General features: G+C 65.1%; 25 protein-coding genes. 13 read left to right on the top strand and 12 right to left on the bottom strand.

The features are described from left to right. Positions 1-28: 28 nt before the first annotated feature. Positions 29-1,033, top strand: a complete 1,005-nt coding sequence (locus tag EB233_RS14275; RefSeq protein WP_064989337.1) for a zinc-dependent alcohol dehydrogenase family protein — start codon at positions 29-31, stop codon at positions 1,031-1,033. Here the strand turns inward: EB233_RS14275 and EB233_RS14270 are convergent. The 3 genes from EB233_RS14270 to EB233_RS14260 are packed head-to-tail and all read right to left on the bottom strand — an operon-like array spanning position 1,030 to position 5,793. Further along, positions 1,030-2,517, bottom strand: a complete 1,488-nt coding sequence (locus tag EB233_RS14270; RefSeq protein ID WP_064989338.1) for a pyridoxal phosphate-dependent decarboxylase family protein — start codon at positions 2,515-2,517, stop codon at positions 1,030-1,032. The genes EB233_RS14275 and EB233_RS14270 overlap by 4 nt on opposite strands. Then, on the bottom strand, positions 2,517-4,046 hold the full coding sequence (locus EB233_RS14265) for a hypothetical protein (RefSeq protein WP_155765341.1): 1,530 nt from the start codon (positions 4,044-4,046) through the stop codon (positions 2,517-2,519). Before EB233_RS14265 ends, EB233_RS14270 begins: the two co-directional genes overlap by 1 nt. 37 nt (positions 4,047-4,083) lie before the next feature. After that, positions 4,084-5,793 carry an ATP-grasp domain-containing protein gene (locus tag EB233_RS14260; protein WP_179948852.1) on the bottom strand — a complete coding sequence of 570 codons (1,710 nt, stop codon included), beginning with the start codon at positions 5,791-5,793 and terminating at the stop codon, positions 4,084-4,086. 294 nt (positions 5,794-6,087) lie between these two features. Here EB233_RS14260 and EB233_RS14255 point away from each other — a divergent pair, with 294 nt between their 5' ends. Next, a complete protein-coding gene (locus EB233_RS14255; protein WP_064989341.1) occupies positions 6,088-6,360 on the top strand; it encodes a hypothetical protein in 273 nt (90 codons plus the stop codon). 361 nt (positions 6,361-6,721) lie between these two features. On the opposite strand, the gene EB233_RS14250 is transcribed toward EB233_RS14255, so the two are convergent. Beyond that, positions 6,722-7,450: a hypothetical protein gene (locus tag EB233_RS14250; protein ID WP_155765342.1), complete on the bottom strand. Its 729-nt coding sequence runs from the start codon at positions 7,448-7,450 to the stop codon at positions 6,722-6,724. Positions 7,451-7,624: 174 nt separating this feature from the next. Between EB233_RS14250 and EB233_RS14245 the strand changes: the two genes are divergently transcribed. Then, positions 7,625-8,818, top strand: coding sequence for an efflux RND transporter periplasmic adaptor subunit (locus tag EB233_RS14245; protein ID WP_064989343.1), 1,194 nt, complete (start codon positions 7,625-7,627; stop codon positions 8,816-8,818). Positions 8,819-8,940: 122 nt separating this feature from the next. Next, complete coding sequence (locus tag EB233_RS14240) at positions 8,941-11,994, top strand: efflux RND transporter permease subunit (RefSeq protein ID WP_244277668.1); 3,054 nt, start codon at positions 8,941-8,943, stop codon at positions 11,992-11,994. Between the two features lie 111 nt (positions 11,995-12,105). Here the strand turns inward: EB233_RS14240 and EB233_RS14235 are convergent, their stop codons facing one another. From EB233_RS14235 to EB233_RS14205, 7 genes are all read right to left on the bottom strand, one after another. Then, positions 12,106-12,864 (bottom strand): ATP-binding cassette domain-containing protein, encoded by a 759-nt coding sequence (locus EB233_RS14235; RefSeq protein ID WP_064989344.1) that lies wholly within the window; start codon positions 12,862-12,864, stop codon positions 12,106-12,108. Continuing rightward, the gene (locus EB233_RS14230; RefSeq protein ID WP_064989345.1) at positions 12,857-14,017 is read right to left on the bottom strand and encodes a hypothetical protein; all 1,161 of its coding nucleotides are present in this window, start codon (positions 14,015-14,017) and stop codon (positions 12,857-12,859) included. The genes EB233_RS14235 and EB233_RS14230 overlap by 8 nt, the downstream gene beginning before the upstream one ends. An 87-nt stretch (positions 14,018-14,104) precedes the next feature. Then, positions 14,105-14,506 (bottom strand): periplasmic heavy metal sensor, encoded by a 402-nt coding sequence (locus tag EB233_RS14225; protein ID WP_064989346.1) that lies wholly within the window; start codon positions 14,504-14,506, stop codon positions 14,105-14,107. Beyond that, positions 14,503-14,937 (bottom strand): hypothetical protein, encoded by a 435-nt coding sequence (locus tag EB233_RS14220; protein ID WP_064989347.1) that lies wholly within the window; start codon positions 14,935-14,937, stop codon positions 14,503-14,505. The genes EB233_RS14225 and EB233_RS14220 overlap by 4 nt, the downstream gene beginning before the upstream one ends. Then, a complete protein-coding gene (locus tag EB233_RS14215; protein WP_244277662.1) occupies positions 14,934-15,518 on the bottom strand; it encodes an RNA polymerase sigma factor in 585 nt (194 codons plus the stop codon). The genes EB233_RS14220 and EB233_RS14215 overlap by 4 nt, the downstream gene beginning before the upstream one ends. Positions 15,519-15,614: 96 nt before the next feature. Further along, on the bottom strand, positions 15,615-15,998 hold the full coding sequence (locus EB233_RS14210) for a hypothetical protein (RefSeq protein WP_064989349.1): 384 nt from the start codon (positions 15,996-15,998) through the stop codon (positions 15,615-15,617). Between the two features lie 37 nt (positions 15,999-16,035). Next, complete coding sequence (locus tag EB233_RS14205) at positions 16,036-16,470, bottom strand: EF-hand domain-containing protein (protein ID WP_064989350.1); 435 nt, start codon at positions 16,468-16,470, stop codon at positions 16,036-16,038. Between the two features lie 248 nt (positions 16,471-16,718). Between EB233_RS14205 and EB233_RS14200 the strand changes: the two genes are divergently transcribed. From EB233_RS14200 to EB233_RS14190, 3 genes are read left to right on the top strand one after another with little or no spacing between them, the layout of a single operon-like run. After that, positions 16,719-17,144 carry an EF-hand domain-containing protein gene (locus EB233_RS14200; RefSeq protein ID WP_064989399.1) on the top strand — a complete coding sequence of 142 codons (426 nt, stop codon included), beginning with the start codon at positions 16,719-16,721 and terminating at the stop codon, positions 17,142-17,144. Positions 17,145-17,182: 38 nt separating this feature from the next. Further along, complete coding sequence (locus tag EB233_RS14195) at positions 17,183-17,608, top strand: BA14K family protein (protein WP_064989351.1); 426 nt, start codon at positions 17,183-17,185, stop codon at positions 17,606-17,608. 53 nt (positions 17,609-17,661) lie between these two features. Then, positions 17,662-18,102 (top strand): VOC family protein, encoded by a 441-nt coding sequence (locus tag EB233_RS14190; RefSeq protein WP_064989400.1) that lies wholly within the window; start codon positions 17,662-17,664, stop codon positions 18,100-18,102. A 111-nt stretch (positions 18,103-18,213) separates the two neighbouring features. Here the strand turns inward: EB233_RS14190 and EB233_RS14185 are convergent, their stop codons facing one another. Beyond that, positions 18,214-18,840: a TetR/AcrR family transcriptional regulator gene (locus EB233_RS14185; RefSeq protein ID WP_064989352.1), complete on the bottom strand. Its 627-nt coding sequence runs from the start codon at positions 18,838-18,840 to the stop codon at positions 18,214-18,216. A 287-nt stretch (positions 18,841-19,127) separates the two neighbouring features. Between EB233_RS14185 and EB233_RS14180 the strand changes: the two genes are divergently transcribed. The 6 genes from EB233_RS14180 to EB233_RS14155 all read left to right on the top strand — a co-directional run bounded on the left by EB233_RS14180 (position 19,128) and on the right by EB233_RS14155 (position 26,838). Then, positions 19,128-19,625 carry a (2Fe-2S)-binding protein gene (locus EB233_RS14180; protein ID WP_027052384.1) on the top strand — a complete coding sequence of 166 codons (498 nt, stop codon included), beginning with the start codon at positions 19,128-19,130 and terminating at the stop codon, positions 19,623-19,625. Beyond that, positions 19,622-20,680, top strand: coding sequence for an FAD binding domain-containing protein (locus tag EB233_RS14175; protein ID WP_064989353.1), 1,059 nt, complete (start codon positions 19,622-19,624; stop codon positions 20,678-20,680). The genes EB233_RS14180 and EB233_RS14175 overlap by 4 nt, the downstream gene beginning before the upstream one ends. Beyond that, positions 20,670-22,928, top strand: coding sequence for a xanthine dehydrogenase family protein molybdopterin-binding subunit (locus EB233_RS14170; protein WP_064989354.1), 2,259 nt, complete (start codon positions 20,670-20,672; stop codon positions 22,926-22,928). The genes EB233_RS14175 and EB233_RS14170 overlap by 11 nt, the downstream gene beginning before the upstream one ends. A gap of 147 nt (positions 22,929-23,075) precedes the next feature. Continuing rightward, entirely contained in the window at positions 23,076-23,549 is a 474-nt protein-coding gene (locus EB233_RS14165; RefSeq protein WP_081294052.1) for a (2Fe-2S)-binding protein, read from the top strand. After that, positions 23,546-24,529: an FAD binding domain-containing protein gene (locus EB233_RS14160; protein WP_064989355.1), complete on the top strand. Its 984-nt coding sequence runs from the start codon at positions 23,546-23,548 to the stop codon at positions 24,527-24,529. Before EB233_RS14165 ends, EB233_RS14160 begins: the two co-directional genes overlap by 4 nt. Continuing rightward, the gene (locus EB233_RS14155) at positions 24,526-26,838 is read left to right on the top strand and encodes a xanthine dehydrogenase family protein molybdopterin-binding subunit (protein ID WP_064989356.1); all 2,313 of its coding nucleotides are present in this window, start codon (positions 24,526-24,528) and stop codon (positions 26,836-26,838) included. The genes EB233_RS14160 and EB233_RS14155 overlap by 4 nt, the downstream gene beginning before the upstream one ends. Positions 26,839-26,892 lie beyond the last annotated feature (54 nt).

The following is a 26,892-nucleotide window of genomic DNA, read 5'->3' as shown; positions in this document are numbered from 1 at the left end:
CCTCGACAATCCTTATTAGGAGAAGACAATGAAGCTGATCAGGCTGAGAGCGCCCGGTGGCCTGGAAAGGCTCGAACTGGTCGAGGAAGATCCGCCCCGGCCGGGGCGCGGTGACGTGCTGGTCAGGATCCGCGCCTGCTCGTTGAACATGCGTGACGATTTCGCGGTGCAGGGCAAGACACCGCTCGCCGACGGCCGCGTTCCGCTGTCCGACGGCGCCGGCGAGGTGGTCGCCGTCGGCGACGATGTCGACGCGTTCAAGCCCGGCGACAGCGTCGTCAGCACCTTCTACCCCTTCTGGCTGGAGGGCGACATGACACCGTCCACGAGGCGCGATGTGCCGGGTGAGAGTTTCGACGGCTTGGCCAGCGAATATGTCCGCATGCCGGCGCAGGCCTTCACCAGGGCGCCTCGGGGCTACACCCATATGGAAGCCGCAACGCTCACCTGCACCGGCGTCACGGCCTGGCGGGGCCTGGTCGTGCGCGGCAAAGTCAAGCCCGGCGACACCGTGCTGGTCCTCGGCACCGGCAGCGTGTCGCTGTTCGCGCTGCAATTCGCCAAGGCGGCCGGCGCCCGGGTCATCGCCACCTCGTCCGGCGAGGAGAAACTGGAGCGGCTGACGCGCCTCGGCGCCGATGCCACCATCAACTACAAGGCCGTGCCGGAATGGGGCCGCAAGGCCAGGGACTTGACGGACGGACGCGGCGTCGACCATGTGATCGAGGTCGGAGGCCCGGCGACGCTGTCGCAATCCATAGCCGCCTGCCGAACCGGCGGCCACATAGCGCTGATCGGCGTGCTGACCGGCTTTGCGGCTGAAGTGTCGATCCCCGCCCTGTTTTCAAACCAGATCCGCGTCAGCGGCATTTCCATCGGCAGCCGGGCGGACCAGCAGGACATGATCCGAGCGATCGAGGTCAACAGCCTCAAGCCCGTCATCGACCGCCGCTTCCCGCTGCGCGACATCGCCGCCGCCTTCACGCACTACGGAGCGCAAAAGCACTTCGGCAAGGTTTGTCTGGAGCTCTAGGCGCCTCTCTCTGTCGCCTTGTCGGCCAGATACCGGTCGAGAGTGTCCACGAACCGGTCGATGTCGGCCACCGTGGTGCGATGGTTGACGATGGCGCAGCGCACCACCAGCTCGCCATCGAGGGTCGTCCATGACGGCGCGGCCAAACCGGATTCCTGGAGATCCAACACCAGATTGCGCACAAATTCGAAAGTCGCCCCACGAATGCCGAAACAGACGATGTTGAGCGCGACAGGCGCTTTCACCTCAAATGCCGAATGGCATTCCAGCCGTTCGGCAAGATGGCGGGCCAGCATGCATGTATGGGCTATCGAGTTGCCGATGCGATCGGTTCCGAGCGCCTCGATCGTCATCCATGTCTTCAGGGCGCGGAAACCACGCGACAGATCGGGGCCGAGATCGCAAGGCCAGGTCTCGCCGGCGGCAAGCCCGCGATCCGCCCGCTGCAGATAGGCGGCCGGCTGCGCGAATGCACGCTTGTGGGCATCGCCGTCCCGCACAAGCAGGAATCCGGCGTCGTAGGGAACCTGGCCCCATTTGTGAAAATCGAGCGCCACCGATGCGGACTTTTCGATGCCCTTGAACAAACCGCGCATCGAATCGGACAACATGGCAAGGGCGCCGATTGCGCCGTCAACGTGAAACCAGAGATTTTGCTGGAACGCGATTTCAGCGATTTCGGCAAGCGGGTCGATAGCACCGGTGTTCACTGTGCCCGCCGTCCCGACAACCAGGAACGGCAAAAATCCTTTCGCGCGGTCTTCCGCGATCGTCGCGCGCAACGCGTCCGGCGCCATCCTTCCGGCACCATCGACCGCAATGGTCCGCAGATTTGCCGACCCGATACCGGACAGCTGCATCGCCTGCGCGATGCAGGAATGAGCCTCGGCGGATGCATAGGCGACAAGCTCGCGCTCGCAGTTCCTGAGGCCGGTCTCGCGGACGGATTGGCCCAGCGCCGCGGTCCTTGCGATCGTCAAGGCCACGAAGTTTGCCATCGAGGAGCCCGTCAGAAACAGGCCGCTCGCGCCATCTGGATAGCCAAGCGCCTCGCCTATCCAGCGGACGATTTGCTGCTCAACCGCCAGGCCGGCATGGTCGCGGCCGCCGCAGTTCATGTTCAGCCCGCTGGCAACGATTTCCGCGACCATTCCTATCGGCGTGCCCGCACCATGAACCCATCCCATGAACAGCGGATGCAAATTGCCGGTCGCGAACGGCATGATATGCGTGCGCACATCGTTCAGGACATCGCTGAGGTCGCGAGGGTCGTTGGGCAGCGGACGGGTAAACCGTTCGCGCACTTCATCGGTCGGCCGCTGCCATACCGGTCGCTGCCTGATCGTCTCTATGTGGTCGATCATGTCGTCCAGAATGCCGTGCGCGATCTCGCGAAACTGTTCCCAGTTCGCCGGATCAAGGCTGGCGGACGTCCCCGCCGCACCGCTTGCCGGCGCATGCCCCCGCTTGACGGCCGGCGACATCAGGCCCCTCGGAACTGATGAAGGACCGCCGACAATTTCCGGAAGAAGATGTCGAGCCTGGCGTCGATCGGCCTGAACGCCTGATGCAGCGGCTGGCCGGCCGCCATTCTCGCCGAAACGTCGACCACTTCGGCAGCGGAAGCGGCGACGCGCAGAACCGAGCGCGAGCCCAGGCGCACGGCTTGCCCGACATGGCAGATCGGTCCGCCGTCGAGACCGCGCATCAGCACCTGGATAGTCTGGCATTCCTCGAACGAAGCGAAAGAGCCGGCGCCGTTCATGATCGTCAACGGGACCATTGCCCGCGAGCCGAGATGGTCGCCGTCATCATCCTGATGCAGGAAGACGCCTTTCACCGCGTCAATTCGAGAACGCACCCGTCCGACGAACTGTTCCTTGACGAGGCGGTGCTGCGACTCATCGATCGCGGCATAACCGTCGAGATTGGTCAGCGCCGCGACCCACCGCAAACCAAGTCCCAGATTAAACTCCGACTTGAACGCGAAATTCATCCGCTGGCGAAGCATCGCCGGCCAATCCTGGGCAGCACTGTAGTCGGCAAGGCCCGCCGGAATGTCGGCCCGCGCGGCGAACTGCTCGGCCAGTGCCGCGGGGACGAGCAAGGCGCCGGAAAAAGGCGGCCCGGCGATGAATTTGGATCCGGTCAAGGCGACCACGAAACCATCCGCCAGGTCCTGCCGCAGCCGGGAAATCGAACCGCGGAACTGGCAGGCATCGACGACGACATGCACCCGTCCGGGAGCAAGGGCGGCAACATGGCGGGCAGCCTCGCGTGTTACAGCCGGCAAACCTGTCTTCGAGGTATCGAGCACGTGGACAAGGACGTCGCGTTGCCGCCGAAGATCCGTCTCGACGGCGGCGATGACATCGGCATCGATTTCATGTTGATGCCGCGGCTCCCCCGTCTCGTTGCGGATGGCGATCATGCGCACTTCGATGCGGTCCGGCGGCAGGCCCTCAAGCGGCGCACCGGCCTCGACGGCACTGCCAAGCGCGGTCAAATCCGAATAATGGCGCCCAGCGGCTGCCTTGGGAACGCCATTTCCCGTTTCGTCAGGCGCGACAAGCACATTGGTCAAGGGGCGCCCGGAAATGCCGGCGATCATGCACAGAGCAAGAAGCTCGGCATCCGTTCCGGACGCAGCCAGAATGACATGCGCTCCCGCACAGCCAAGAGCGCGGGCGATCCGGGCCCGGATGTCGGCAAACCATCGATCGGATGCGACAGGAGAAGGCGATGCCAGGTCGACGAGGCGTGCGAGTTCCAATCCGGCGGCGAGGAACCCCTCGGCGGAGACGTTGGTCGCGGTCGTCGACGAAAATGAAATCTCATCCTCCGCCGGCGTCGCGCGCGTTCCATAGCGATTGCGCCGGGTGATGGCATCCGGCCAGATGCGTCTGTCGCCGCCTGTTCCAAGCAGGAACGAAACCGAGGCCGGTGAATGGGATTGATGATCGAGGGGAACCGGATGCGCCCTCGCCAGGGTCCCGCGCTGAGTTGCAGGCATGCCAGTCTCCTCGGTCAGGGCAGCGGTGGCGAGACGATCAAAGTGGTTCATTGGTCGCGACGGCGCCGGCCATGTAGGAGATTTGAAGGTCATGACTGATCAGCGGCTGGAGATCGCTCGCCCGCTGCGTGAATTCCAGCCCGCATCGGTCGACATAGGAGCGATCGACGCGCTCGCAGTAACCCGGATCGATGATTTTCTCGCCGTCCCAGAAAACGGCGTGGCCGGTGTTGGGAATGGTCGGCGAAACCACGCCTATGATCGCGGGCTTGGCCCAAAGCATGTAGATGCTGCTCATGAGGACGAAACCGCAACTGTTGGCAACGCCTCGCATGATGGAATGGCTCATCGGACCGCCGAGCGGATATGTCGAATCGCAGTTCCGCGCGATCGCCTCGATGTCCTCGTAGGTTCGGCCCGTGAACATCGCCAGGGCGCAAACCAGGCAGTCGTCCTCGGTCCGCTGGTAGACAGCGGGCTTTCCGGTATGGGCGCAGGTGATCGCCGGCGTCGGCATCATCCGCGCGACGCGCTGAGCCAGCGCTTTTTCGAACCCCGCAAAAAGCTTGCGCATGGCGCCCTTCTTGTAGGGAAAGATGTGTTCCTGATCCATGGAATGCACGATCATCGCGACATCCGCCTCGAACACCAGCAGGCGGCCATCGGCGAGTTCGGCGCAATCGATGGCGAAGTAGTCCAGGCCGAGACGTCGATGAAGAGCATCGAATGAACGCGTGTGACGCACCGCGAAGTCATGGTCGAAATTGGCCATCCACAACGCTTCTTCGACACGCCTGTCTTCGTGCTGGGTCATGCCGGCGTTCAGGTAGTGAACCATCCAATGCTCGGACACCGCGAGATGGCTGGCATACGGCCGCCCATTGATGAACGCGACGCGCTGCTTGCGGAATTTGCCGTCTGTCCCGCTGTAGTCGATGAATGGCGTAATGAAGAATTCGGCTTCGGCTTGCGACTCCAGATAGGTCGAAAGTTCCGATCGTGTGGAGATTTTCTCCATTCCCTTGCCGGCATGCGTGCCGACCGGGCGCACGATCACCGGGAACGAGTTCGCCGAGAGCACCGAGCCGACCTCAATCTCGCCGGAAGCCAGCTGCTCGACCACGGCTCGCAAAACGCGGGCAGCGGCCGGGGCAAGTATCGAAGGCTCGTCCTTGAGGGCCTCCGCGACGCCGTCCCTGGACAGGGCCATGATGCGGCGCGGCGCGTTGTTCATGATCGGGCCTGACCAACCGCGCAGCAATCGGTCGAGGTTCTCCAGCACGGCCAGATTTGCCGCCGACTCGCCGACTGCAACAAAGGCGACATCGTGCTCGGGAACATCCCCGAGGTCAGCGGTGTCGGCGTCGACATAGTGGAGCAGGATGTTGGCGTCGGATGCCTCGAGCAGGAACTCGATCGGCGTGTTGGCCATGAAGTCTCCGGCGGTTACGAAAACAAGGACGCTCGGTCCCGTGCCGCGTCCGTTTCGGATCCGGTACTTGCGGCTGATCTCGAGCGCCGCCTTCTGGCTGAGCACCGCCTTCTCTTCCTCGCCGATCGCATGGAGCAGGATCGATATATCCAGAAACGCCGAGGCATCGGTGACGTCGGCCGAAACGCGTCCGAACAGTGTATCCCACAAGGGGGAAATATCCCGCCCTTCGAAAACGGCCCGCACAATGGGCGCCTTGCCCATGATGAGGCCCGGATCTTCAAACGTCTCGATTTGAACTGCCGCGCTTTTCAAGCCCGAGCCCTCCTGCCACGCGGTGGTTAGGGCCGATTCAGCCTCCACGCCGCCATCTCTGTACGATCTGAGTCTGGCCCCCGGCGCTTGTGCGAGCCTTGTGGCACCGGGTTCGGATCGCCGGTCGGCGGGCTTCGCGAACCCGAAGACCTTGGCCGCGCCAACCAATCCGCCAAAATCCATCAGCAACGGCTAATTGACAGTCCGCCGGAAACGGCGCTCACTCGCATGCACAGGTGGATCGCAGCATCAGGCGGGCGATATCGGCCGCCGGCGTCACCTTGGGAGGATGCCATGCCAACCGTAATCGGCCACCACAACATCACGAAAGACACCAAGCACTGGTTGAGTTCACCCAAGCGCAAGGAGCTTTTCGGCTCGCTTGGGATTACCAACATCCGCACCTTCGTCGATCCGCAGAACCCGAAGCGGGTGGCGGTGATGATGGACGTGCCGGACATGGATAAGATGGCCGCGCTCATGCAGAGCCAGAAAGCCGCCGACGCGATGGCGCATGATGGCGTGGTGCCGGAGTCGCTGGTCATCCTGGTGGAAAGCAAGGCCTAGCCGATTACCAGCCATGGGCGCGGGGTCTCTCCCGCACCCATGCCGCTTGACCCTACCTCAAATTGCACTTCGGCTTATGGCTGTTGCAGGCGTCGACCAGTTCGGTCGGCCGGTCCTTGTGGAAGTGTTCATTCCAGCACGTTGGACTGTACCGCCGGCAAGGACTGGCCATCAACCATAAGGCCTTGCCGGACTGTGGCCGCAAGGCCCGGGAATTGACGGATGAGTCCGAGGTGCCGTCGTGCAGAAGAACGACCTTGGCTCCATCGACGCTTCCCACTATGACCGACGACAACTCAGGCTCGGCTTTTATCGCGCAAGTTCCGACGGCGGGGCCTCTAAATCCGGATTGAGGACAACCTCAATCAGGCTTGACGTTGTTCGGCGGCGGTTCGGCCGTCACCACAGCCAGCGCACCCACCACATGCTCCATCTTCTCGGCCGATTCCTTGATGTCTGAGACCAATTTCCAAAGCGACCACACACCGCCAAAAACCGTTCCCAACCAGGCGATCAGCCCAAGCGTCACCCCAAAGATAGTGAACAGCACGAGTGCCACGACCTGCAGCAAGAGCGCGATCACGCTGGCGATGAACGGCGTGACCAGCGCGCCAAGCACCAGCCGCACGACACCGGAAATGCCGTCGCCGAAAATCTTGCCGATCGGCCAGACGATCGACATGGCGATCGGGAATCCGGCAATCAGCGCGAATGGCAGGATGATGCGGCCCGGCACCCCGGAATCCGACCAGACATCGCCGAGCGTATAGAGCAAAGAGCCCAGGAACCTGCGCGGGTCGATGAACCGCAGTGAGCTGCAATTCACATAGTCGCCGGCATAGCCGTTGACGGTGTCGCAGGCGGCGAGGTTGGCGAAATAGCGGCTGACCATATTGAGTGGTTGGATATTGCCGAGATCCGACACGATCTGGTTGCAGAGCGCCTGCAAAGCCTCAGGCCCGCCCATGAGCTTTCCCAGCGCCGCCAGCACCACAAATACCGCGGCGGCGATGAGATAGCGCTTCTTTGGCAGTTCGGAGAGACGGCGTCTGATTTCTTCGCCCACCCTGGCGATCGAAACATGCTGCATGGCCCAATCCTTCCCCAAGGATATCTCGGCATCATCGCCGATCGAGGCGCCAAGGCAATTCACTTTTTGGCATATGCCCCGGGCAAACTGTCCGGCTTTTCCCCCGCTCAAGCCGCTCTGGCTTGGAACGTTTTGGCCAGGAAGCCGTTTGGGGTGACTTGAGGGAACCCTGACATGTCGCTTCGATCGCCTGCGTTCGTCTGGACGGTTGCCTTTGTTGCAGCGGCTGGTGTGGCAACGTTATGGCTCCTGGCGCCGGGCAGCGATGCCGGCGCACAGTCGAACGACACGCGGGCAGTTCCCGAAGCGGTTCCGGTGACGACCGTCACGGCCAAGGCGGGCTCCATTCCCCGCATCATAGCCGGCATCGGTGTCGTCGCCCCGCTCCAGTCCGTAACCGTGCGGCCGCGTATCGACGGACAGGTCGAAACGATCGGTTTTGCCGAGGGCGACATCGTGAAAGCCGGCGACGTTCTCATCCGCCTCGATCCCCGCGCCCTGCAGGCGACGCTGGATGGAACACGGGCCAAGAAAGCCCAGGACGAGGCCCTGCTGGGCAATGCGCGCGCCGATCTCGACCGATACGCGACGCTCGCGGACAAGAAGGTCGTCTCGTCCCAGGATCTGGACCAGAAGAAGTCGGCCGTCAGCCAGTTGGAGGCAACGATAGCCGCCGACGAGGCATCGATAAGCAGCGCCGAAACCCAGCTCAGCTATGCCACCATCCGGGCACCCATAAGTGGCCTGACCGGGTTCAAGACGGCCAGTGTCGGAAGTATCGTCAGCCAGAGTTCGACGGACGGACTGCTGACGATCACCCAGCTCGACCCGGTGGGTGTCGTGTTTGTCGCCCCCGGCGACCGGTTCCGGGAAATCCGCGGCGCGCTCAAGGACGGCATTGCCGATGTCGAAGCCATCGCGACCGACGGAAGCCGGGTTCTGGCGCGCGGCAAGCTGACCTTGATGGACAATCTCGTGAGCGCCTCGAACGGTTCGATCCGCTTGCGGGCGACGTTCGACAATGGCGCCGGCGCGCTGTGGCCCGGCTTGCCCGTCGCCACGCGTCTTACGATCGCCAACGAAAAAGGCATCGTCGTGCCCGACAAAGCGCTGGCACGCGGCGCCGACGGTCTTGCGGCCTATGTCATAGGCCCGGACGGCAAGGCAACCAGGCACAAGGTGACGGTAACCGTGACGACCGACGGCATGGCCTTGGTCACGGCGGGACTGTCCGACGGCCAGACCATCGTCTTCGACGGGCTCGGCCAAATCGCCGACGGCTCCACGGTGCATGTGCTGGGGCCGGGGAACATCCAACCTCCAGCCGACCAGACGGTGGCGGCGTCGGGATCGGCGGGCGGCCAATGAGCGCCGGGGAAAAGGCCGGACCGACCGCGCGGACGCAATCGGCCGTCAAGGCCGGCGCGCAGGAGCGCCTGTCCGGTGTGTCGGCCTACTTCATCTCACACCCGGTCGCCACGACGCTTCTGATGGTCGGGATCCTGTTCCTCGGTGCTGTGGCCTATCCCCTGTTGCCGGTCTCGGCCTTGCCGGAAATAGCCTTTCCGACCATCCAGGTCGCGGCCAACCTTCCCGGAGCCGCCCCCGATACGATGGCGTCATCGGTCGCCCAGCCGCTCGAAACGCAGCTGGCCAAGGTCAGCGGCGTCACCGAGATGACGTCATCCAGTTCCCTCGGCTCCACCGAGATCACCGTCCAGTTCAATCTCGACCGCGACATCGACCAGGCCGCCAGCGATGTCCAGGCCGCGATAACCGCGGCCAGCGGTCAGCTTCCGAAGGATCTGCCGGCACCTCCGACCTTTCGCAAGGTCAATCCGGCGGATGCTCCCGTGCTGCAACTATCCGCCACGTCCGATACGCTTTCGCTGATCGACGTCGACGAACTGATCGAGACCCGGGTTGCCCAGAAGATCAGCCAGATGCAAGGTGTGGCCCAGGTCAACATCGGCGGACGGCAGAAACCGGCTATTCGCATCTCCGTCGATCCTGGCCGGATCGGCGCGGCCGGTGTCACCCTCGAAGACGTCCGCTCGGCAATATCGGGCCTGAGCGTCTCGAGCCCGAAAGGCAATATCGACGACGCGACCCGGACCTTTCCGATCTACGATAACGATCAGATCACCGATGCCGCCGGCTGGAGCGACACGGTCGTGGCATATCGTGACAGCGGGCCGATCCGCATCCGCGACATCGGCCAGGCGGTGATGGGTCCCGAGGATGCCAAGATGGCCCATTGGACCAATGGTGTGCGCGGCATAGCGGTGGATGTATTCCGCCAACCCGGCGCGAACGTCATCGAGGTCGTCAATCGGGTCAAGCAGGCGCTGCCCGACCTGCAGGCCTCCTTGCCGGCATCGATCAAACTCTCGCTGGTCACCGACAGGACGACGACCATTCGCGCTTCGGTGCGCGATGTCCAGTTCACGCTGATGATCACCATCGCGCTGGTGGTGATGGTCATCTTCATCTTCCTGCGCAATCTCCGGGCTACGTTGATCCCGGCAATCACGCTGCCCGTCGCCTTGCTCGGCGCCGCCGCGCCCATGTATCTGCTTGGGTTCAGCATCGACAATCTGTCGCTGATGGCGTTGGTGGTGGCCGTCGGCTTCGTCGTCGACGACGCCATCGTCATGCTGGAGAACATCAGCCGGCACATCGAGGCCGGCGAGGAGCCGCTTGCGGCGGCCTTTCGCGGTTCGCGCGAGATCGGCTTCACCATCATCTCCATCAGCCTCTCGCTCATCGCGGTGCTCATCCCGATCCTGCTCATGGGCGGTATTGTCGGCCGTCTGTTCCGCGAATTCGCAATGACGCTGACGCTCAGCATCATCCTGTCGACGATCGTGTCGTTGACCCTTACGCCAATGATGGCGGCCCGCATGATCAAGCCGGCGGATCCAACCAGGCAAAGCCGCCTTTTTCGCTGGAGCGAGCGCGCTTTCGTGGGCCTCCAGAACGGCTATGGCCGGGGGCTCGATGCTGCCTTGAAACACAGCGGCCTGACGCTTGCGATCTTTGTCGCCACGCTGGCCGCGACGGCCTGGCTGTTCGTGGAGATCCCCAAGGGGTTTTTCCCCGACCAGGACACCGGCTTCATCGGCGGCCAGTCGCAGGCGGCGCCCGAAGTCTCCTATCCCAAGATGGTCGAACTCCAGGAGCGCATCAGCGCGGTGGTGATGAAGGATCCCGCCGTCTACAGCGTGTTCATGGACATTGGCGGCGGCAATGGCGGCAACGCGCTCAACCAGGGACACGTCAACATCACCTTGAAGCCGCTCGCCCAGCGAGACGTTTCCGCCCAGCAGGTCATCGCCCGGTTGAAACCTGAACTGGCCAAGGTGGAAGGCATCCAGCTTTTCATGCAGGCCGCGCAAGACATCAACATCGGCGCCCGGCCCGCCCGCACGCAATATCAGTTCACGCTCGAGGACAGCGACGTCGCCGAGCTTGGAGCCTGGGCCCCAAAGGTCGTCGAGGCGTTGAAGACCGTTCCGGAGATCACCGACGTTGCCAGCGACCAGCAGAAGGTCGCGCCGACACTTTCGCTGAAGATAGACCGCGCCGCGGCTTCGCTGTTCGGTGTCGCGCCGCAGACGATCGACGACACGCTCTATGATGCTTTCGGCCAGCGCCAGGTGGCGCAGTTCACCACCCAGACCGACACGTTTCATGTCGTGCTCGAAGTGCTGCCCAGGCTGCAACACGACCTGCACACGCTTGACCGGCTGTCGGTCAAGGCGGCTGACGGAACTCTGGTGCCGCTCGGCAATATCGCTCACTGGACCACCGAAACCGTTGCCCCGGTCTCGATCAATCACCAGGGCCAATTTCCGGCGACCACGGTCTCCTTCAACCTGAAGCCCGGCGCCTCTCTAGGTACGGCGACGGCCGCCGCGACCAAAGCGTTCCAGGGCCTCCAACCGCCGACCACATTGACGGGCGCTTTCGCCGGCAGCGCCCAGGCGTTCCAGGATTCCCTGTCCACGGTTCCGCTTCTCATCGGTGCCTCGCTGGTGGTCGTTTATCTCATCCTGGGTGTGCTTTACGAAAGCTTCGTCCATCCGCTGACGATCCTGTCCACCTTGCCTTCGGCGGCGCTGGGCGCATTGGCGGCCTTGATGCTGGCAGGCCTGGACTTCAGCCTCGTCGCCATGATCGGCGTCATCCTTTTGATCGGCATCGTCAAGAAGAACGGAATCATGCTCGTCGACTTCGCCATATCAGCCGAGCAGAACGGCGCGACGAGCCTGGAAGCCATCCGCGAGGCGGCGCTGTTGCGCTTCCGGCCAATCCTGATGACCACGATGGCGGCAATCCTGGGCGGCATCCCGCTCATGCTCGGCCATGGATCGGGCGCCGAAATCCGGCAGCCTCTCGGCTATGCTATCGTCGGCGGCCTGATCGTCAGTCAGATTCTGACCTTGTTCACGACCCCGGTGATCTATCTCACGCTCGACCGGCTGCGCCAGCGCGGGCGGCTGACCCGTCCAGGTCTGGTGAGTGAAACTCCGATTGCGTGATTGAAAGCAGGCATTGACCGCCCACCGCATCGGTTGCCCGGAGGTTTGCGTCCTACGTGACGACGGCCGTCGCCAAACGGCTTCTTTTCACCGTTCAAGCGCAACGTGCGCTCATCCATCGGTCGCCTGCACCGTCAGGGCCCGCATGACTTCAGCTTCGAACGCGCCAGGCATCTGGCCCGCCTCGGCCAGGTGCCAAGGCTGCCAGTCGCGCGCCATGCGGCCATCGGCCAGGAGGACGGCACGATTGCACAGGCCCGGTACGGACTCCACGACATGGGTCGAGATGATGACGGCATGGCGGCCACTCGAAGCCAGCGCCAGGATGATGCGCTTCACCTCGAAGGCGGCAAGCGGATCGAGGCCGTTCAAAGACTCGTCGAGGATAAGCAGCGGTGGCGCGCCGAGCAGCGCCGCGGCAATCGCGATCTTGGCCCGGGTGCCGAGTGAATAGTGGGCGATTGCCCGGTCGATCCACGGCTTGAGCCCGAGCCGTTCGGCGACATTCACGCCAGGCCAGTCGTCTTCGGCGCAGCCGCGGATCGAACCGACGAGTTGCAGATATTGCCGCCCGGTCAGCGCCACCGGCAGATCGGATGGATCGATGGCAAGGCCGAAGCCGAACTTGGCGCGCTCGGCCGCGCTGGCAAGATCGGCGCCGTTGATGTTCACGGTGCCGCTGAGCGGCGGTATTTGGCCCGTAATTGCCCTGAGCAAGGTGGACTTGCCTGAACCGTTCGCGCCGAGCAGGCCAAGGATGTCGCCCCGGTTGAGCGACAGATTGATACCGCTGACGACCGCGCGCGCCCCATAGCCGGCGCTGAGCCCGCGAACCGCGAGTATCTCGGCAGGATCGACACTGCTATCCATGGCGGTATCTCCGTTGCGCCCGGTACCACAAGAACAGGACAAGGGCGGCAAAGCCGATCACCACCGTGCGCCCATATTCGAGCGACTCGTAGCTGGTGTAGGCGATGGCGCCGAGAAAACTCAGCGCGGCGACGAACGGCGCGGTCATGAAATAGGCTGCGAACACCGCATAGGCGCCGTTCAGCACCATCAGCCAGAAGCCGCTGGCGAGCGGCATTGCCCAGGCCGATGGCTCCGCCGCGAGCGCAGCACCGGCCGGCAGGAGAAAGTAGGCGACCGACAATTGCAGGGGCAGCCGCGCCAGGCGCAACCAGGCCTTGGCAAAGCCGAGCGGAGCCGTGCGCAGCACCGGCGAGCCCAGCGGATGAAAGCGCGCACTCGCCATGAAGACCAGAACGCCGCCGGTCAAAGCGACCATGGCCGCCGGCACCGCATCATGACGAGCCAGACTGATGGAGGCGGCAACGGCCGCCACGAAACCGAACAGCATCGCTGCTCCCACAAGCCGCCATGAAAGTGTTACCTGGCCGGCGGGCAGACCCCAGGCCCAACTGGAGAGCCACGCTGGCGCCGCACGATCGAAGGGGCCTAGCAAGGACTGGCGCCCGCCTGGTTCTCTCGCCAGGTCGCAATTGTCGAAGTGGACGAGGCAGCGAGCGTTTCGCAGACGCAGCAACGCTGTCGCCCAAAAGCCGGCGCCAAACAGGATTGCGGCACCGAGGCCCCAGACAAGTGCCAGTGGCTTGCCGATGACGAAACAGCCAAGGCCCATCGTCGCCGCGACGATCAAGGCAATGGGAATGCCCAGCGCATATGCCGCCACCGTCGCCATCCGCCGGCGCTCTACGAGCGAAAGCGGCAATGCCTTGAGAAAAGGGGCGAAGGCGCGCGACAGGCAAAGCCTCGCGAGCGCGTTACCAGCCAAGCCGCCAAGGCCAAGAAGCGCTCCCGGCAGGCCAAAGGTCCACAGCGGCTGCGCCTGCCGTAGCGTGGCCGCCCCCGCCTGCAAGGCGACAACGATGTCGGCCATGGCGTAGGCAAAAAGGGCACTGCCACCAAGCCCGATCCATGCCAGGTCGCGGCGGCGCATCGAGCGCAAACCAGCCAACAGCTCGCGCCAAAGCAGGGTCAGAACAAGCCTGTCGTGCAGCATTGCTTCAACTTCGCGATCGGGTTTCGCCAAAGGTCGGACATCGACATAGGTCGGCGACGATTGTGCCGCCAGTAGGGCCGTCGCGCCTCAACCTCCCACGGCGGGCTTGGCGTTGACATTCTTCAGCGCGGTCAGGAGATAGTCCTGCATGGTCGCCTGAAGGTTGGTCGTTGCGCTGCGCACGGTTCCCATCGCGTCCTTCACCGCCACTTCGTCAAAGGGTTTGGCTGTTTGTGCCGCCGCCAGATTGGCGCGCGCGCTGCGCAGGTCGCGCAGTGCCTGGAAGGTACGCGCGCGGTTGCCGCGCAGGACGTCGCGGAACTCCTTCCTCACCTCCGGCGGGTAGCTGCTGGCAATCTCCGACAATAGCACACGCGCCGCGGCGCCTTGCCGCAAGCCATGCATGGCGTAACCGACCAGGAAGAAGTTGACGGCCAGCGAAACGGCAAGCAGGCCCAACGTCGCGGCCAATATCCAGGAACGCTTCAAAGCGAGCCCTCCCCTTCCGGATCGGCCACGACACCGCCAGCATCGGCCAGCGATGAACCGGACGCCAGCGCCAGCAGTTCCGTATCCGACGGATCGTCCTGCAGCCGCGCCACCTGGTAGCCCGCCAACGTCGCCGCCACGAGGGCTGCGGCGGCGCAGGCCGCGAGCCCGGTCGGGCTCAAGAGCGGACGCCACAGGAAGAACGGGCGCGCCGAGCCGGCGTCGATACGAGCCAGCACCTTGCGCGCCAGTGCGTGGTCATCCCCGTCGGCCTGCGCCGCCTTGAGCACGAGGCGATCGAGCGCGGCATCCGGATCGTCGTTCTGCTCCTGCGCCATCAGGGCCAGCGCCTGCTGGCGGAAAGGCGCTGGCCACGCCTCGACGGTATCGCCGAAGCGGCGCCTGCATCGTTCGAACTCGTCCCGTGTCATGAGGACTCCCTTCCGCGGCCCGCGGCCGCCATTGCCAAATGATCCCTGAGCGCGCGCCGTCCGCGGACAAGCAATTGCTCGGCCGAGCCGACGCTGCTGCCCATCACCTCGGCGATCGCCGCTATGTCGAGGTCGCCGACGGCCCTCAGCAGCACCGCCATGCGTTGCCGCTCCGGCAGACGTGACAGCCCATCGCGCACGATCGCGAGTTCCTGCCGCGCTGCGGTCGTCGCTTCGGCATCCGCCTCCGGCGAGGCGACCTCGTCCCTTATGTCGTCCAGCCCGATGAACCCGCGTAGCGCCCTGCGTCGACGCTGGTCTATGCAACGGTTGGCAGTGATCCGGTAGAGCCAGGTCGAAGCCCGCCCCTTGACCGGATCGAACCGCGCGGCCTGTTTCCAGACGGTCACGAACACCTCCTGCACCACATCCTCGGCATCGCCTGCATTGCCGAGATAACGCGCCGCGAACATTCGCAACCCGCGGCCATGGCGGGCGATGAGCTCGGACAGCGCGCTTTGGCTACCCGCGGCGATGCGCGCCAGAAGGTCGTCATCGCCTCGGGGCTGGTCAATCGACACGGCGGCGCGCACCCAAGGGCGAGACTGCCGGCGTTACGAATCCGATCCGGGGCGGCACAGAAACGAAGTTCGGGTTCAAATCCATCGCACCAGATTTCAGCGCCGCCAGCGGCGGAAGCCATGGACCGTGTTGCCGTTCGGGCCGGTGAAGCTGCCGGCCGAGCGGCCCCCGAACGGCCCGCGCGCCGACACCCGCTTGCCGGAGAAGGACTGCCCGTTCGGCCCGGTGCCAGAATAGCTTCTGGCACAGCGGTCAACAACGCCTCCCAGGCATTTGGAACTGGACGTGTAGGTGCCGCCATTCGGACCGGTGCGGGTGGTCGAGCCTGTATAGACGTCGCCGTCCTTGCCGACGCTGCGGCTGATCTCGCCGCCATGCACGGTCGGACGCTGCCACTCCTCGGCCGAGGCCGGCGAAACGGCCCACCAGGCAAGCATCGCGCCGATGCAGAGACCCGGGATTTTTACTGAAGACAACATGTCGTACTCCTTGTTTTGTAAAGGAAATGATTGCGGATCAGTTGGCACGCTCGGCTAGCAGCTTGCGGACGGTCGCGATCTCGTCCGCCGAAAGCTTGCCATCGCCGTTGCGATCAACGAGGTCGAACAACGGCATGCTGCTGGCGAATTCCTGTTCTGACACCTTGCCGTCGCCATTGGCATCCATGCGCCGCCAGCGGTTGGCGAGCCGCGCCTGTGCTACCTCGGCACGGTCCTCGATCGCCTGACGGGCACTTTCGATTTCCTTCTCGTCGATGACGCCGTCGCCGTTGCGGTCGAGTCGCTTGAACAGGCGCTCGCGGGCAGCCGTCATCTCGTCCTTGGAGATGGCACCGTCGCCATTGGTGTCGATGCGTTGCAGGATGCGCTGGCCTGGCATGTCCTGTGCCTGCGCCGCGCCGAGCGGTGTAAGCCCCATGAGCAGGGCCGCAATGAGAGCTGAGCGTTTCATGATGATGATCCTTTCGTGGTCAGGTCGGGGACGACTGCTGACCGATACGCAGCACGAGGCCGGACCCTACGCTCGACGCGGAAGATTCTTTGCCGAATCCGCCAATCGCCGGCGGCAGGGATCGGCCATGGCGCCGGCGGCGCCACGAAAAAATCGACACGCACCGCGTAGGAGCGCGGACGGCGCTGCGTAGAAGGCTCTGCAAGGACGGTCCGCGGCGGACCATCCGATTCAATGCGGAGACCAGCATGAACAAGATCGTCATCGCCTTTGCCGGCCTGCTGCTCGGCGCGGGCAGTGCCTGTGCGGCGCAAGGCAGCGACGCCAGGGAACTTTTCCGGCGCATAGACACCAACGGCGACCGCAAGCTCGAATTCAGTGAGATCCGGGCCGCGCGGGCTGTCATGTTCGACCGGATGGATGCCAACCACAATGGCCTGCTCGACGCGGACGAAGTGCGCGCGGCCGTGGAACAGGTCAAGGCGAAGCGCGACTTCCAGGCCGCGCAATTCGCTGGCTTCCAGGCCCAGGCCGGCCGCATTGACCGCAATGGCGACGGCAAGATTTCGCGCGACGAGTTTGCCGCCTTCATTCCCGACCGGCTGCTGCAGGCGGACACGAACGGCGATGGCGCGCTGTCGATCTCCGAACTGCGGGCGCTCCGCCGTCAATAATCCCCAGACCCTTCGACCCCATCCACAGGAGTGAAAAGATGAAACGGACAATCAAGGTATTTTGCGGTTTGATGGTTGGAGCTACGGTGCTGGCCTCGCCGGCCCAGGCCCTGCCGGTCGTGCCGGCCTCCGCCCCGGCATCGGTCACCACCGCGCCGACGCCCGTCTGGTTTCGGCGCGGCTTCTACGTCGTCGGCGGCGGCTATTACTACAACGGCTATCGCGGCTATGTCCGTGTGCGCCCAGGCTACCGGTATTACAACGGTTACTGGTTCCCCGCCGCCGCCTTTGCCGCCCGTGTCGCGGCCGCGACCGTGGCGCCATTGCCGCCTGCTCCCGCCGTCCGTCTGGAAGCCGCGCATGTACGCTGGTGCTATGGGCGCTACGTCTCCTACCGTGCCTGGGACAACAGCTACCAGCCCTATAACGGGCCTCGCCAGCAGTGCTGGTCGCCTTACAGTTGAGGCGGAAGAATCCGTCCTGGATCGCCCCTGCGCGGAATACCATGGAGAATGAGATGATCGCCAATCGCTCGATGCCCCCGGGCGCGGTCATACCCGTGCTGTCCTACCCCGATGTCGAGGCCGCCAGCCGCTGGCTGTGCCAGGTGCTCGGGTTCGAACCTCGACTGATCATCGCCAACCACCGCCACCAACTCGGCTTCGGCGACGGAGCGGTGGTCGTCACCGGATCGAAGCCCGGCGAACCGATGCCGGAGCAGGCCGGCGCGCCGTTCGCGGTGATGGTGCGTGTCGACGATGTCGATGCCCATCACAAACGAGCCGCCCGCCACGGTGCCGTGATCCTGAGCCCGCCGGCCAGCTTTCCCTATGGCGAGCGCCAGTATTCCTGTCGCGACTTCGCCGGCCACCACTGGACGTTCTCACAGTCGATCGCCGACGTCGCGCCCGAGGACTGGGGTGGCGTCGCGATCGGCAATCGAGCAGTTTCGGGATAGGCGTCGGTCCCAATCAGGTTGCAAGCGCGACGTGCGGGCTCGACCTGCCATGGCTAGCGGGTGCACCTTTATGAAAGGTTTTCTCCTGGCTGGCGATCGTGGCCGGGACCGTCAAGCCTTCGCGGATTTCTCAGCTCCGAACCGCAACCCGTCCATCAACAACTTGACCAAGCGCCGCGAACGGTCGCGCCACTCCGGCGTGTCGGGCGCCGAATAGATGCCGGACAGCGCATGCAACACGTCGGAGGCGTCGACGTCGCCGCGGATGGTGCCGTCGGCCACCGCCGCCTCGACCAATTGCCGCAACGCCTGCGACACCCTGCCCGACGTGTCGGAAAACAGCGTCGAATTGGTTGATATGAGGATGCGCAGGCTGGTCGCCAGGCCGCGCTTGGTGGCGATGTAGTCGACGAAGCGCCGCATCCATTCTTCAAGCGCGACATCCGAGGCATGCTTTTTGGCGAGTTCGTCGGCGGCCGCGCACAGCGCCTCCGCCTCGCGGCGGTAGACCACCTCGACCAGGTGTTCGCGTGTCGGGAAATGCCGGTAGAGCGTGCCGATGCCGACGCCAGCGCGGCGCGCGATCTCCTCCAGCGACGCATCGATGCCGCGCTCGGCGAACACCGCCGCCGCCATTTCGACCAGCCGGTCGCGGTTGCGACGCGCATCGGCGCGCAGCGGCTTTTCCACTGCGGCGTTCTCTGCGGCGATACCGGCTGCGGCCAATTTTTTCTCCACGAACGAAATATGGGGGCTTGAACCCGGCCGGGCCAGCTACCAACTAATAAACGGAGGCGCCTCCGCTTTAGTGGAGTGCCTTTATCATATAAGAAGGGGAACGGGTATGTCACGTCTTTCGAACCTGCAAGCCGACATCTCCCCTGCCCGCCTGCCTCTCGGGAAATCCGCCGTCACCTCCACTTCAGCCAACACCTGACCAGAAGGTCACCTTGCCCTTCTCCGGCAAGGCACCAGTTCATTCCCATCCGCCCCATCCGCGTCAAGCAAACTGGAGCCAGACGCCCATGACCAGCCTTCCCATCACGCTCACCATCAACGGCCATAGACACGAATTGGAGGTCGATCCACGCGTCACCTTGCTCGACCTCTTGCGCGAGCGGCTTGATCTTACCGGCACCAAGAAGGGCTGCGACCGCGGCCAGTGCGGCGCCTGCACGGTGCTGGTCGACGGCAAACGCATCAACTCCTGCCTGGCGCTGGCGGTCAGCCATGATGGCGCCGATGTCATGACCATCGAAGGCGTCGCCAACGGCGAAGAACTGCATCCGGTGCAGGCCGCCTTCATCGCCCATGATGGCTTCCAGTGCGGTTTCTGCACGCCCGGCCAGATCATGAGTACCCTCGGCCTGATCGCCGAGGGACAGGCCGGCGACGATCCCGAACGCATCCGCGAGGGGCTGAGCGGCAACATATGCCGCTGCGCCGCTTATGGCGGCATCGTCGAGGCCGTCCTGGAAGCCCAGGAGCAACTTGCCAAAGCCGATCGGAGGACCGCGGCATGAGAGACTTTGATTACATCAGGCCCGCCTCCATCCCCGACGCCATCGCGGCGGCGGCCGAGCCCGGTTCGGCCTATCTCGCCGGCGGCACCAATCTCCTCGACCTGATGAAGGGCGGCGTCACCAGCCCCCAGCGCATCGTCGACATCTCACGGCTGCCGGAACTCAACCGCATCGAAAGGCTCGAGGATGGCGGCCTGCGCATTGGCGCGCTGGTCCGCAATGCCGATCTCGCCCATGACGCGGCATTCGCCAAGGCCTATCCGATGGTGGCGGAAGCGCTGCTGTCGGGTGCCTCCGCGCAGCTTCGCAACGCTGCCACCGTCGGCGGCAACCTGTTGCAGCGCACGCGCTGCAGCTATTTCTACGACACCGCCAGCGCCTGCAACAAGCGTGTATCAGGCGCCGGTTGCGCGGCACTTGGGGGCGAGAACCGCTTGCACGCGGTGCTTGGCTGGAGCGATGCCTGCATTGCCACCCATCCATCGGACTTCTGCGTGCCGCTGGTAGCGCTTGACGCCGTTGTAGAGATCGAGGGCAAGCAGGGTCGGCGCCACGTCACACTGCCGGAATTCCACCTGCTTCCCGGCGAAACGCCGCAACGGGAGAATGCGCTTGAGCCCGGCGATCTGATTGTCGCCGTACGCCTGCCCGCGGAGGCCGCCTCCTTCGCCGCCAATGCCCGCTACCTGAAAGTCCGCGAACGCACCTCCTACGCTTTCGCCGTCGTCTCGGCCGCCGCGGCACTTGTCGTCGATGGCGGCAAGATCCGCGCCGCAAGGCTGGCTCTGGGCGGTGTCGCGCCCAAGCCGTGGCGGGCGCGCGCGGCGGAAGCCATGCTGCTTGGTGCCGACGCCAATGAAGCGACCTTCGCCAGCGCGGCCGATGCCGCTTTGGCCGACGCCAGCCCTTCCGGCGACAATGCGTTCAAGATCGAACTTGCACGCCGCATCGTGGTCAGGGCGCTGACATCCGCGCAGGCGGGAACGCCCGAGCGGCTGCCAGCCCTGCCCGCCTCCCCGTTCTCAAACATTCCCGGAGCGCGCCATGACGCTTGAACTCGGCCTCAACCAGCAACCCGCCCATCTCAGGCAGGGCTCCAGCATCGGCCAGCCGCTGACCCGTCGCGATGGCTTTCTCAAGGTCACCGGGGCGGCGCGTTACGCGGCCGACAACCATCCCCCGGGCATGCTCTATGCCGTGCTGGCCGTCAGCAGCATCGCGCGCGGCCGCGTTGCCTCGCTGGATATCGAGGCAGCCAAGGCACACAAGGGCGTGGTCGAGGTGATGACACCCACGAACCGGCCAGCGCTCGCGATGGATCCGGATGCCAAGGACCATCCCTTCATGTTCCGGCTCGATCTGTTGCAGAACGATCAGGTTCGCTACCCCAACCAGAGCATCGCGGTGGTGATCGCCGAAACGCTGGAAGCGGCGACCGAGGGTGCGGTGCTGCTGTCGCCGCGCTATGAAGAACTGCCGGCACGCGTCGGATTGGACGACGCCGAAAGCTTCGTGCCGCGCGGTGTCGGTGTCGGCAATCCGGCGGTGCAGCACAAGGGCGACGTCGAGGCCGGCCTCAAATCGGCAAGGACGCGGATCGAGGCTACCTACGAGACGCCGGCCCAGTACCACAACGCTATGGAGCCGCACGCCATTGTCGCCGCTTGGGATGGCGACAGACTGTCGATCGACACGCCAAGCCAGGGCCTTGCCATGGCGCAGGGCCGCATAGCCGGCCTGTTCGGCATCGCCCCGCAAAACATCCACATCCGCAGCCCCTTCCTCGGCGGCGGCTTCGGCTCGAAAGGCATGATTTCGGGGCCGCAGGTGCTGGGCGTCCTGGCGGCGCGCCTCGTTGGCCGCCCCGTAAAGCTGGTGCTGCGGCGCGAGCAGATGTACGGCCCGGTCGGTCATCGCGCGCCGACGCGCCAGACCTTGCGCATGGGCATGGATGGTCAGGGGCGGCTGACCGCCGTCGACCACCACGCCAAGACCGCGTCGAGCACCTTCGACGACTTCTTCGAACCGGCGGCCGACGCTTCGCACACGCTCTATGCCAGCCCGGCCATCGCCACCTCGCATGAGGCGGTGCGGCTCGACACCGGCACGCCTCTGTTCATGCGCGCGCCCGGCGAAGCCACCGGTTCGATCGCGCTGGAAAGCGCCATCGACGAGGCGGCTCACGCCTGCGGCATGGACCCGCTGGAATTCAGGCTGCGCAACTATGCCGAGGTCGAGCCGATGACCGGCAAGCCGTTTTCCTCCAAGGCGCTGCGCGAATGCTACAGTCAGGCCGCGAAGGCGTTCGGCTGGGCGAGCCGCCCGCTTCAGCCTCGGTTGATGCGCGACGCCGACGGTTTCCTCACCGGCTGGGGCGTGGGCACGGCGACATTCCCGGCCCTCATGTTCCAGGCCGAAGCGCGTGCTGTACTGAGGGCCGATGGCAGCGGCCTGATGGAGACCGGCGCCCAGGATATGGGGCAAGGCGCCTGGACCGCCTTTGCCCAGATCGCCGCCGACGGGCTTGGGCTCGACATCGATCAGGTCAACTTCAGGGCCGGCAGCTCCGACCTGCCCAATGCGGGTATTGCCGGCGGCTCCGGCCACACGGCGACGGCCGGCATGGCGATCCACAATGCGGGTGCCGCCGTCGTCGCCAAGCTTGCCGACCTTGCCACCGAGAACAAGGCCTCGCCATTGTTCGGCGCCGGCAATGAGGGCGTGGTGGCGCGCGGCGGCCGGCTGTATCGCCGCGACGATGAGAACCGGAGCGAAAGCTATGCCGAGATCCTGACCCGCGCCGGTCTCACCGAGGTCGAAGGCCGTGGCAAGGGCGCTCCGGATCCCGCGTCCCAGGAGACCTATGCCAAGCACGCGCATGGCGCCGTCTTCGCCGAGGTGAAGGTCGATCCCGATTTCGGGCAGATCCGCGTCACCAGGCTGGTCGGCGCCTTCGCCGCCGGCCGGGTCATCAATCCCAGGCTGGTTCGGAGCCAGTATTATGGCGGCATGATCTGGGGCGTCTCCTTCGCGCTGCACGAGGAAGCCGTCACCGACCGGCGCTCGGGCCGGATCCAGAACGCCAACCTCGCCGAATACCATGTCCCGGTAAATGCCGACGTGCCGTCGGTGGAGGCGCTTCTGGTCCATGAGGACGACCCTCACATCAACGCGCTCGGTATCAAGGGCGTCGGCGAAATCGGCGTTACCGGTAGCGCCGGCGCGGTTGCCAACGCCGTATGGCATGCAACCGGCGTGCGGCCTCGCCGCTTTCCGATCCGCATCGAGGACCTGCTGGCCTGACAAGCGGTCCGCGCGGCGACGGGAAGCCGATAACGTGGCCTCCGAACTGACAAGCGCCCGGAGCGAAAGCGCCGGGCGGACAGTTGGGCTCGATCTGTCCAACATGAATTAACCCCACCCGCGTCAAGCAACTGGAGCCAGACGCCCATGACCAAAATCCCCGTTCATCTCGACATCAACGGCCAGCATCATGAATTGCAGCTCGAGCCGCGCGTCACGCTGCTCGATGCGTTGCGCGAGCGGCTCGGCCTGACCGGCACCAAGAAAGGCTGCGACCATGGCCAGTGCGGGGCCTGCACCGTGCATATCGACGGCGAGCGCGTGCTGGCCTGCCTGACGCTGGCGGCGCAGGCCGAGGGCCGCGCCATCACCACCATAGAGGGGCTGGCACGGGAGGGCGCAATGCATCCCGTGCAGGCTGCCTTCCTCGAGCAGGACGCCTTCCAGTGCGGCTATTGCACATCCGGCCAGATCATGTCGGCGGTGGCCTGCATCCGCGAGGGCCATGCCGGCTCGGATGAAGAGATCCGCGAATACATGGCCGGCAATCTCTGCCGCTGCGGCGCCTACCCGCACATCGTCGCCGCCGTGCGCCAGGCAGCCCAGGAGTACGCATCATGAGGGACTTTTCCTACATTCGCGCCACCTCGACCGATGCCGCGCGCCAGGCGGCCGCCCTGCCCGGCGCCATGCTCTTGGCCGGCGGCACGACGCTGATCGATCTCGCCAAATGCGGCGTCGCCCAGCCCGACACGCTGGTCGACATCACCCATCTCAAGGGGCTCGACCGGATCGAAATCGGTGAGCACGGCGCCACCATCGGCGCGCTCGCCAGAATGAGCCATGTCGCCGACCACGCCGAGATCAAGAGCCGCTTCCCCGCGATCTCCGAGGCGCTATGGCAGGCAGCCTCGGCGCAGATCCGCAACATGGCGACCATCGGCGGCAATCTGATGCAGCGCACGCGCTGCCCCTATTTCCGCGATCCGGCGAATTTTTCGGCCTGCAACAAGCGCCAACCCGGCTCCGGCTGTTCGGCGATCGGCGGCGTCACCAGGGGCCATGCGGTGCTCGGCACCAGCGACGCCTGCATCGCCATGTATCCCGGCGACCTCGCCACGGCACTCGTCGCCTTCGACGCGATTGTTCATCTCGGCGGGCGCAAGCTTCTGGTGGACGACTTCTTCCTGCTCCCCGGCAGCACGCCCGACAAGGAGCATGCGATCGAACCCGGCGAGATGATCACCGCCATCGAAATCCCCGGGCCCGCCGCCGCCCGCCGCTCGACTTACCTCAAGATCCGCGATCGGCAATCCTATGAATTCGCCGCCGCAAGCGCCGCCGTCGGGCTGGAACTGGAAGCCGATGGCCGCACCATCCGCGACCTGCGCGTGGCGCTCGGCGGCGTCGCGACAAAGCCGTGGCGGGCCCGTGCCGTCGAAGACGCTCTGAAGGGCAAGATGCTGGAGCCGGAAACCGTCCGCGCCGCCAGCCTGCTTGCCGTCGAAGGCGCCGTCGACCATGGCGCCAACCACTACAAGATCGAGCTCGCGCCGCGCGTCGTCGCCAGGGCCATCCTCAAATTGGGAGAGACGGCATGACCGTTCACAACATCGGAATTGGTGAATCAAAACGAGGCGACGCCTCCGATGGCACGCTGGCGCAAGCCGTCGGCGGCCGGTTGTCGCGCGTCGACGGCCCGGCCAAGATCACCGGTGCGGCCAAATACGCCGTCGAACAGCAGCTCGAAGGCCTCGTCCACGCCGTGCTGGTCGAAAGCACGATCGCCTCCGGCAGGGTGCGCGCCATCGACACCGCCGCCGCTGAAGCAGCGCCCGGTGTGCTGCAAGTGCTGACACCGGACACCATCATCAGCCTGAAAACCGCGGCGGACTGGTTCGGCACGCCGCCGCCCGACAAGCCTTACTGCCCGCTGGCGCGCGACATCACCTTCTCGGGCCAGCATGTCGCCGCTGTCGTGGCCGAGACCTTCGAGCAGGCGGTCGCCGCGGCGGCCCTGGTCAAGGTCAGCTATGACGAGACGCCTTCCATCGTCGACCTCAGCGACGGCAAGGCCGGCGACGGCATTCCGATCGACGCCATGACCAAGGAATGGGGCGATGCCTCGACCGCCTTCGCCTCGGCGCCGGTGCGCATCTGCGCCGCCTACAACACGCCGCGCGAATACCAGGCGCCGATGGAGCCGCATGGCCTGGTCGCGCGTTGGGAAGGCGATCATCTCACCGTCTGGGAGCCGAGCCAGTGGCTGGACGGCATGGCCCGCACCTATGCCGAATGGTTCGGCATACCGTTCGGGAATGTGCGGCTGGTCTCGCCCTATGTTGGCGGCGGCTTCGGCTCCAAGGCGTTGGCGCTGAGCCATGGCGCGGTTGCCGCGAGTGCCGCCAGAATGCTCGGACGGCCGGTGAAGCTGGTTATGACCCGACCGCAGACCTTTACCGGCTATGGCGGCCGTGCCGCGACCCGGCAGACGGTCACCATCGGCGCCGACCGTGACGGCGTGATCCAGTCGATCGTGCATCGCGGCGTCAACGAGACGTCCATGGACGGTATGTGGGTCGAGCCGCTGGGCTCGGTCACCTCGATCATGTACGCGACGCCGAATTTCTCCTCGAAGCAGAACGTCGTGCGGGTCAATTCCGTGGTGCCGGGCGCCATGCGCGCGCCGGGCGAAAACCCCTCGGCCTTCGGCATAGAGAGCGCCATCGACGAGCTCGCCTATGAGGTCGGCATCGATCCGCTGGAAATCCGGCTGCGCAACTATGCCGAACAGGACCCGCACGCCAAAAAAGCCTGGTCGACCCGGCAGTTGCGCGAGGCTTTTGCAGCAGGCGCGGAGCGCTTCGGCTGGGCCAGGCGCTCGCCAGAACCGCGCTCGATGCGCGACGGCAACCAGTTGATCGGCTGGGGCGTGGCCGCCGGCACCTATCCGGTGCGGCGCGCCTATGGCGAGGCGGTTGTCCGCATCCTTGCTGACGGCTCCGTCGAGGTCGAAAGCTCCTCGATCGACATGGGCCAGGGCACCTATACCATCCTGGCGCAGACCGCCGCCGAGACGGTCGGCGTGCCGGCCGACAATGTCGTGGTGAAACTCGGCGATTCCCGCTTTCCCCGCGCCGGCGTCACTGGCGGTTCGCGGCTGGCCGGCGTCATGACCGGTGCGGTCTTCAAGGCCGCGACATCGGCACTCGACCAGTTGGTGGGTCTGGCGATCGGCGATCCGCGCTCGCCCTTCCATGCGCTGCAGGCCAATACGCTGGTCGTCGCCAACGGCCGCATCGCTTCGCCGCGCGGCGACGGCCCCGATGTCTCGATCGCCGAACTGCTCGACAGCGTCGGCCGCGACCATATCGAAGCAACCGGCGACACCATGCCGGCCAATTCAACGGCCGAGGACCGCTACAAGAACTACACCACCATCGCCATGTCGGTGCCGCACACCGAGGGCGACTATTCCCGCCACTCCTGGTGCGCACATTTCGTCGAGGTGCGCGTCGACGAGGATTTCGGCACGGTGCGTGTATCGCGCGTGGTGTCGGCGCTGGATTCCGGCCGGCTCTACAACCCCAAGCTCGCCGAGAGCCAGTGGAAGGGCGGCATCATCATGGGCATCGGCCAGGCGCTGCTGGAAGAAGGCATCGTCGACCGCCGCCACGGCCGCATCGTCAACAACAACCTCGCCGACTATCTCGTGCCGACCAATGCCGACATTCCCGATATCGAGGTGATCTCGGTGGGGATACCCGACCTGCACTCCTCGGTGCTTGGCGGCAAGGGCGTCGGCGAACTCGCCATCGTCGGCATCGCTCCGGCGATCGCCAACGCGGTGTTCCACGCGACAGGCAAGCGGATACGGGATCTGCCGATCACGCTGGAGAAGCTGATCTAAGCGCCTAATCTCCCCCCTCGAGGGGGAGATGTCGCCGAAGGCGACAGAGGGGGT

This window comes from Mesorhizobium erdmanii (assembly GCF_013170725.1).
Classification (GTDB): Bacteria; Pseudomonadota; Alphaproteobacteria; order Rhizobiales; family Rhizobiaceae; genus Mesorhizobium; species Mesorhizobium erdmanii.
The sequence above is the reverse complement of the archived record's forward strand: the minus strand, read 5'-3'. Positions and strand labels throughout refer to the sequence as shown.

Bases quoted from the DNA above. Each gene is read 5' to 3' on its own strand.
- EB233_RS14275 (WP_064989337.1), top strand. From the start codon at position 29: ATGAAGCTGATCAGGCTGAGAGCGCCCGGTGGCCTGGAAAGGCTCGAA.
- EB233_RS14270 (WP_064989338.1), bottom strand. From the start codon at position 2,517: ATGTCGCCGGCCGTCAAGCGGGGGCATGCGCCGGCAAGCGGTGCGGCG.
- EB233_RS14265 (WP_155765341.1), bottom strand. From the start codon at position 4,046: ATGCCTGCAACTCAGCGCGGGACCCTGGCGAGGGCGCATCCGGTTCCC.
- EB233_RS14255 (WP_064989341.1), top strand. From the start codon at position 6,088: ATGCCAACCGTAATCGGCCACCACAACATCACGAAAGACACCAAGCAC.
- EB233_RS14250 (WP_155765342.1), bottom strand. From the start codon at position 7,450: ATGCAGCATGTTTCGATCGCCAGGGTGGGCGAAGAAATCAGACGCCGT.
- EB233_RS14245 (WP_064989343.1), top strand. From the start codon at position 7,625: ATGTCGCTTCGATCGCCTGCGTTCGTCTGGACGGTTGCCTTTGTTGCA.
- EB233_RS14240 (WP_244277668.1), top strand. From the start codon at position 8,941: ATGGTCGGGATCCTGTTCCTCGGTGCTGTGGCCTATCCCCTGTTGCCG.
- EB233_RS14235 (WP_064989344.1), bottom strand. From the start codon at position 12,864: ATGGATAGCAGTGTCGATCCTGCCGAGATACTCGCGGTTCGCGGGCTC.
- EB233_RS14230 (WP_064989345.1), bottom strand. From the start codon at position 14,017: ATGCTGCACGACAGGCTTGTTCTGACCCTGCTTTGGCGCGAGCTGTTG.
- EB233_RS14220 (WP_064989347.1), bottom strand. From the start codon at position 14,937: ATGACACGGGACGAGTTCGAACGATGCAGGCGCCGCTTCGGCGATACC.
- EB233_RS14210 (WP_064989349.1), bottom strand. From the start codon at position 15,998: ATGTTGTCTTCAGTAAAAATCCCGGGTCTCTGCATCGGCGCGATGCTT.
- EB233_RS14205 (WP_064989350.1), bottom strand. From the start codon at position 16,470: ATGAAACGCTCAGCTCTCATTGCGGCCCTGCTCATGGGGCTTACACCG.
- EB233_RS14200 (WP_064989399.1), top strand. From the start codon at position 16,719: ATGAACAAGATCGTCATCGCCTTTGCCGGCCTGCTGCTCGGCGCGGGC.
- EB233_RS14195 (WP_064989351.1), top strand. From the start codon at position 17,183: ATGAAACGGACAATCAAGGTATTTTGCGGTTTGATGGTTGGAGCTACG.
- EB233_RS14190 (WP_064989400.1), top strand. From the start codon at position 17,662: ATGATCGCCAATCGCTCGATGCCCCCGGGCGCGGTCATACCCGTGCTG.
- EB233_RS14180 (WP_027052384.1), top strand. From the start codon at position 19,128: ATGACCAGCCTTCCCATCACGCTCACCATCAACGGCCATAGACACGAA.
- EB233_RS14175 (WP_064989353.1), top strand. From the start codon at position 19,622: ATGAGAGACTTTGATTACATCAGGCCCGCCTCCATCCCCGACGCCATC.
- EB233_RS14170 (WP_064989354.1), top strand. From the start codon at position 20,670: ATGACGCTTGAACTCGGCCTCAACCAGCAACCCGCCCATCTCAGGCAG.
- EB233_RS14165 (WP_081294052.1), top strand. From the start codon at position 23,076: ATGACCAAAATCCCCGTTCATCTCGACATCAACGGCCAGCATCATGAA.
- EB233_RS14160 (WP_064989355.1), top strand. From the start codon at position 23,546: ATGAGGGACTTTTCCTACATTCGCGCCACCTCGACCGATGCCGCGCGC.
- EB233_RS14155 (WP_064989356.1), top strand. From the start codon at position 24,526: ATGACCGTTCACAACATCGGAATTGGTGAATCAAAACGAGGCGACGCC.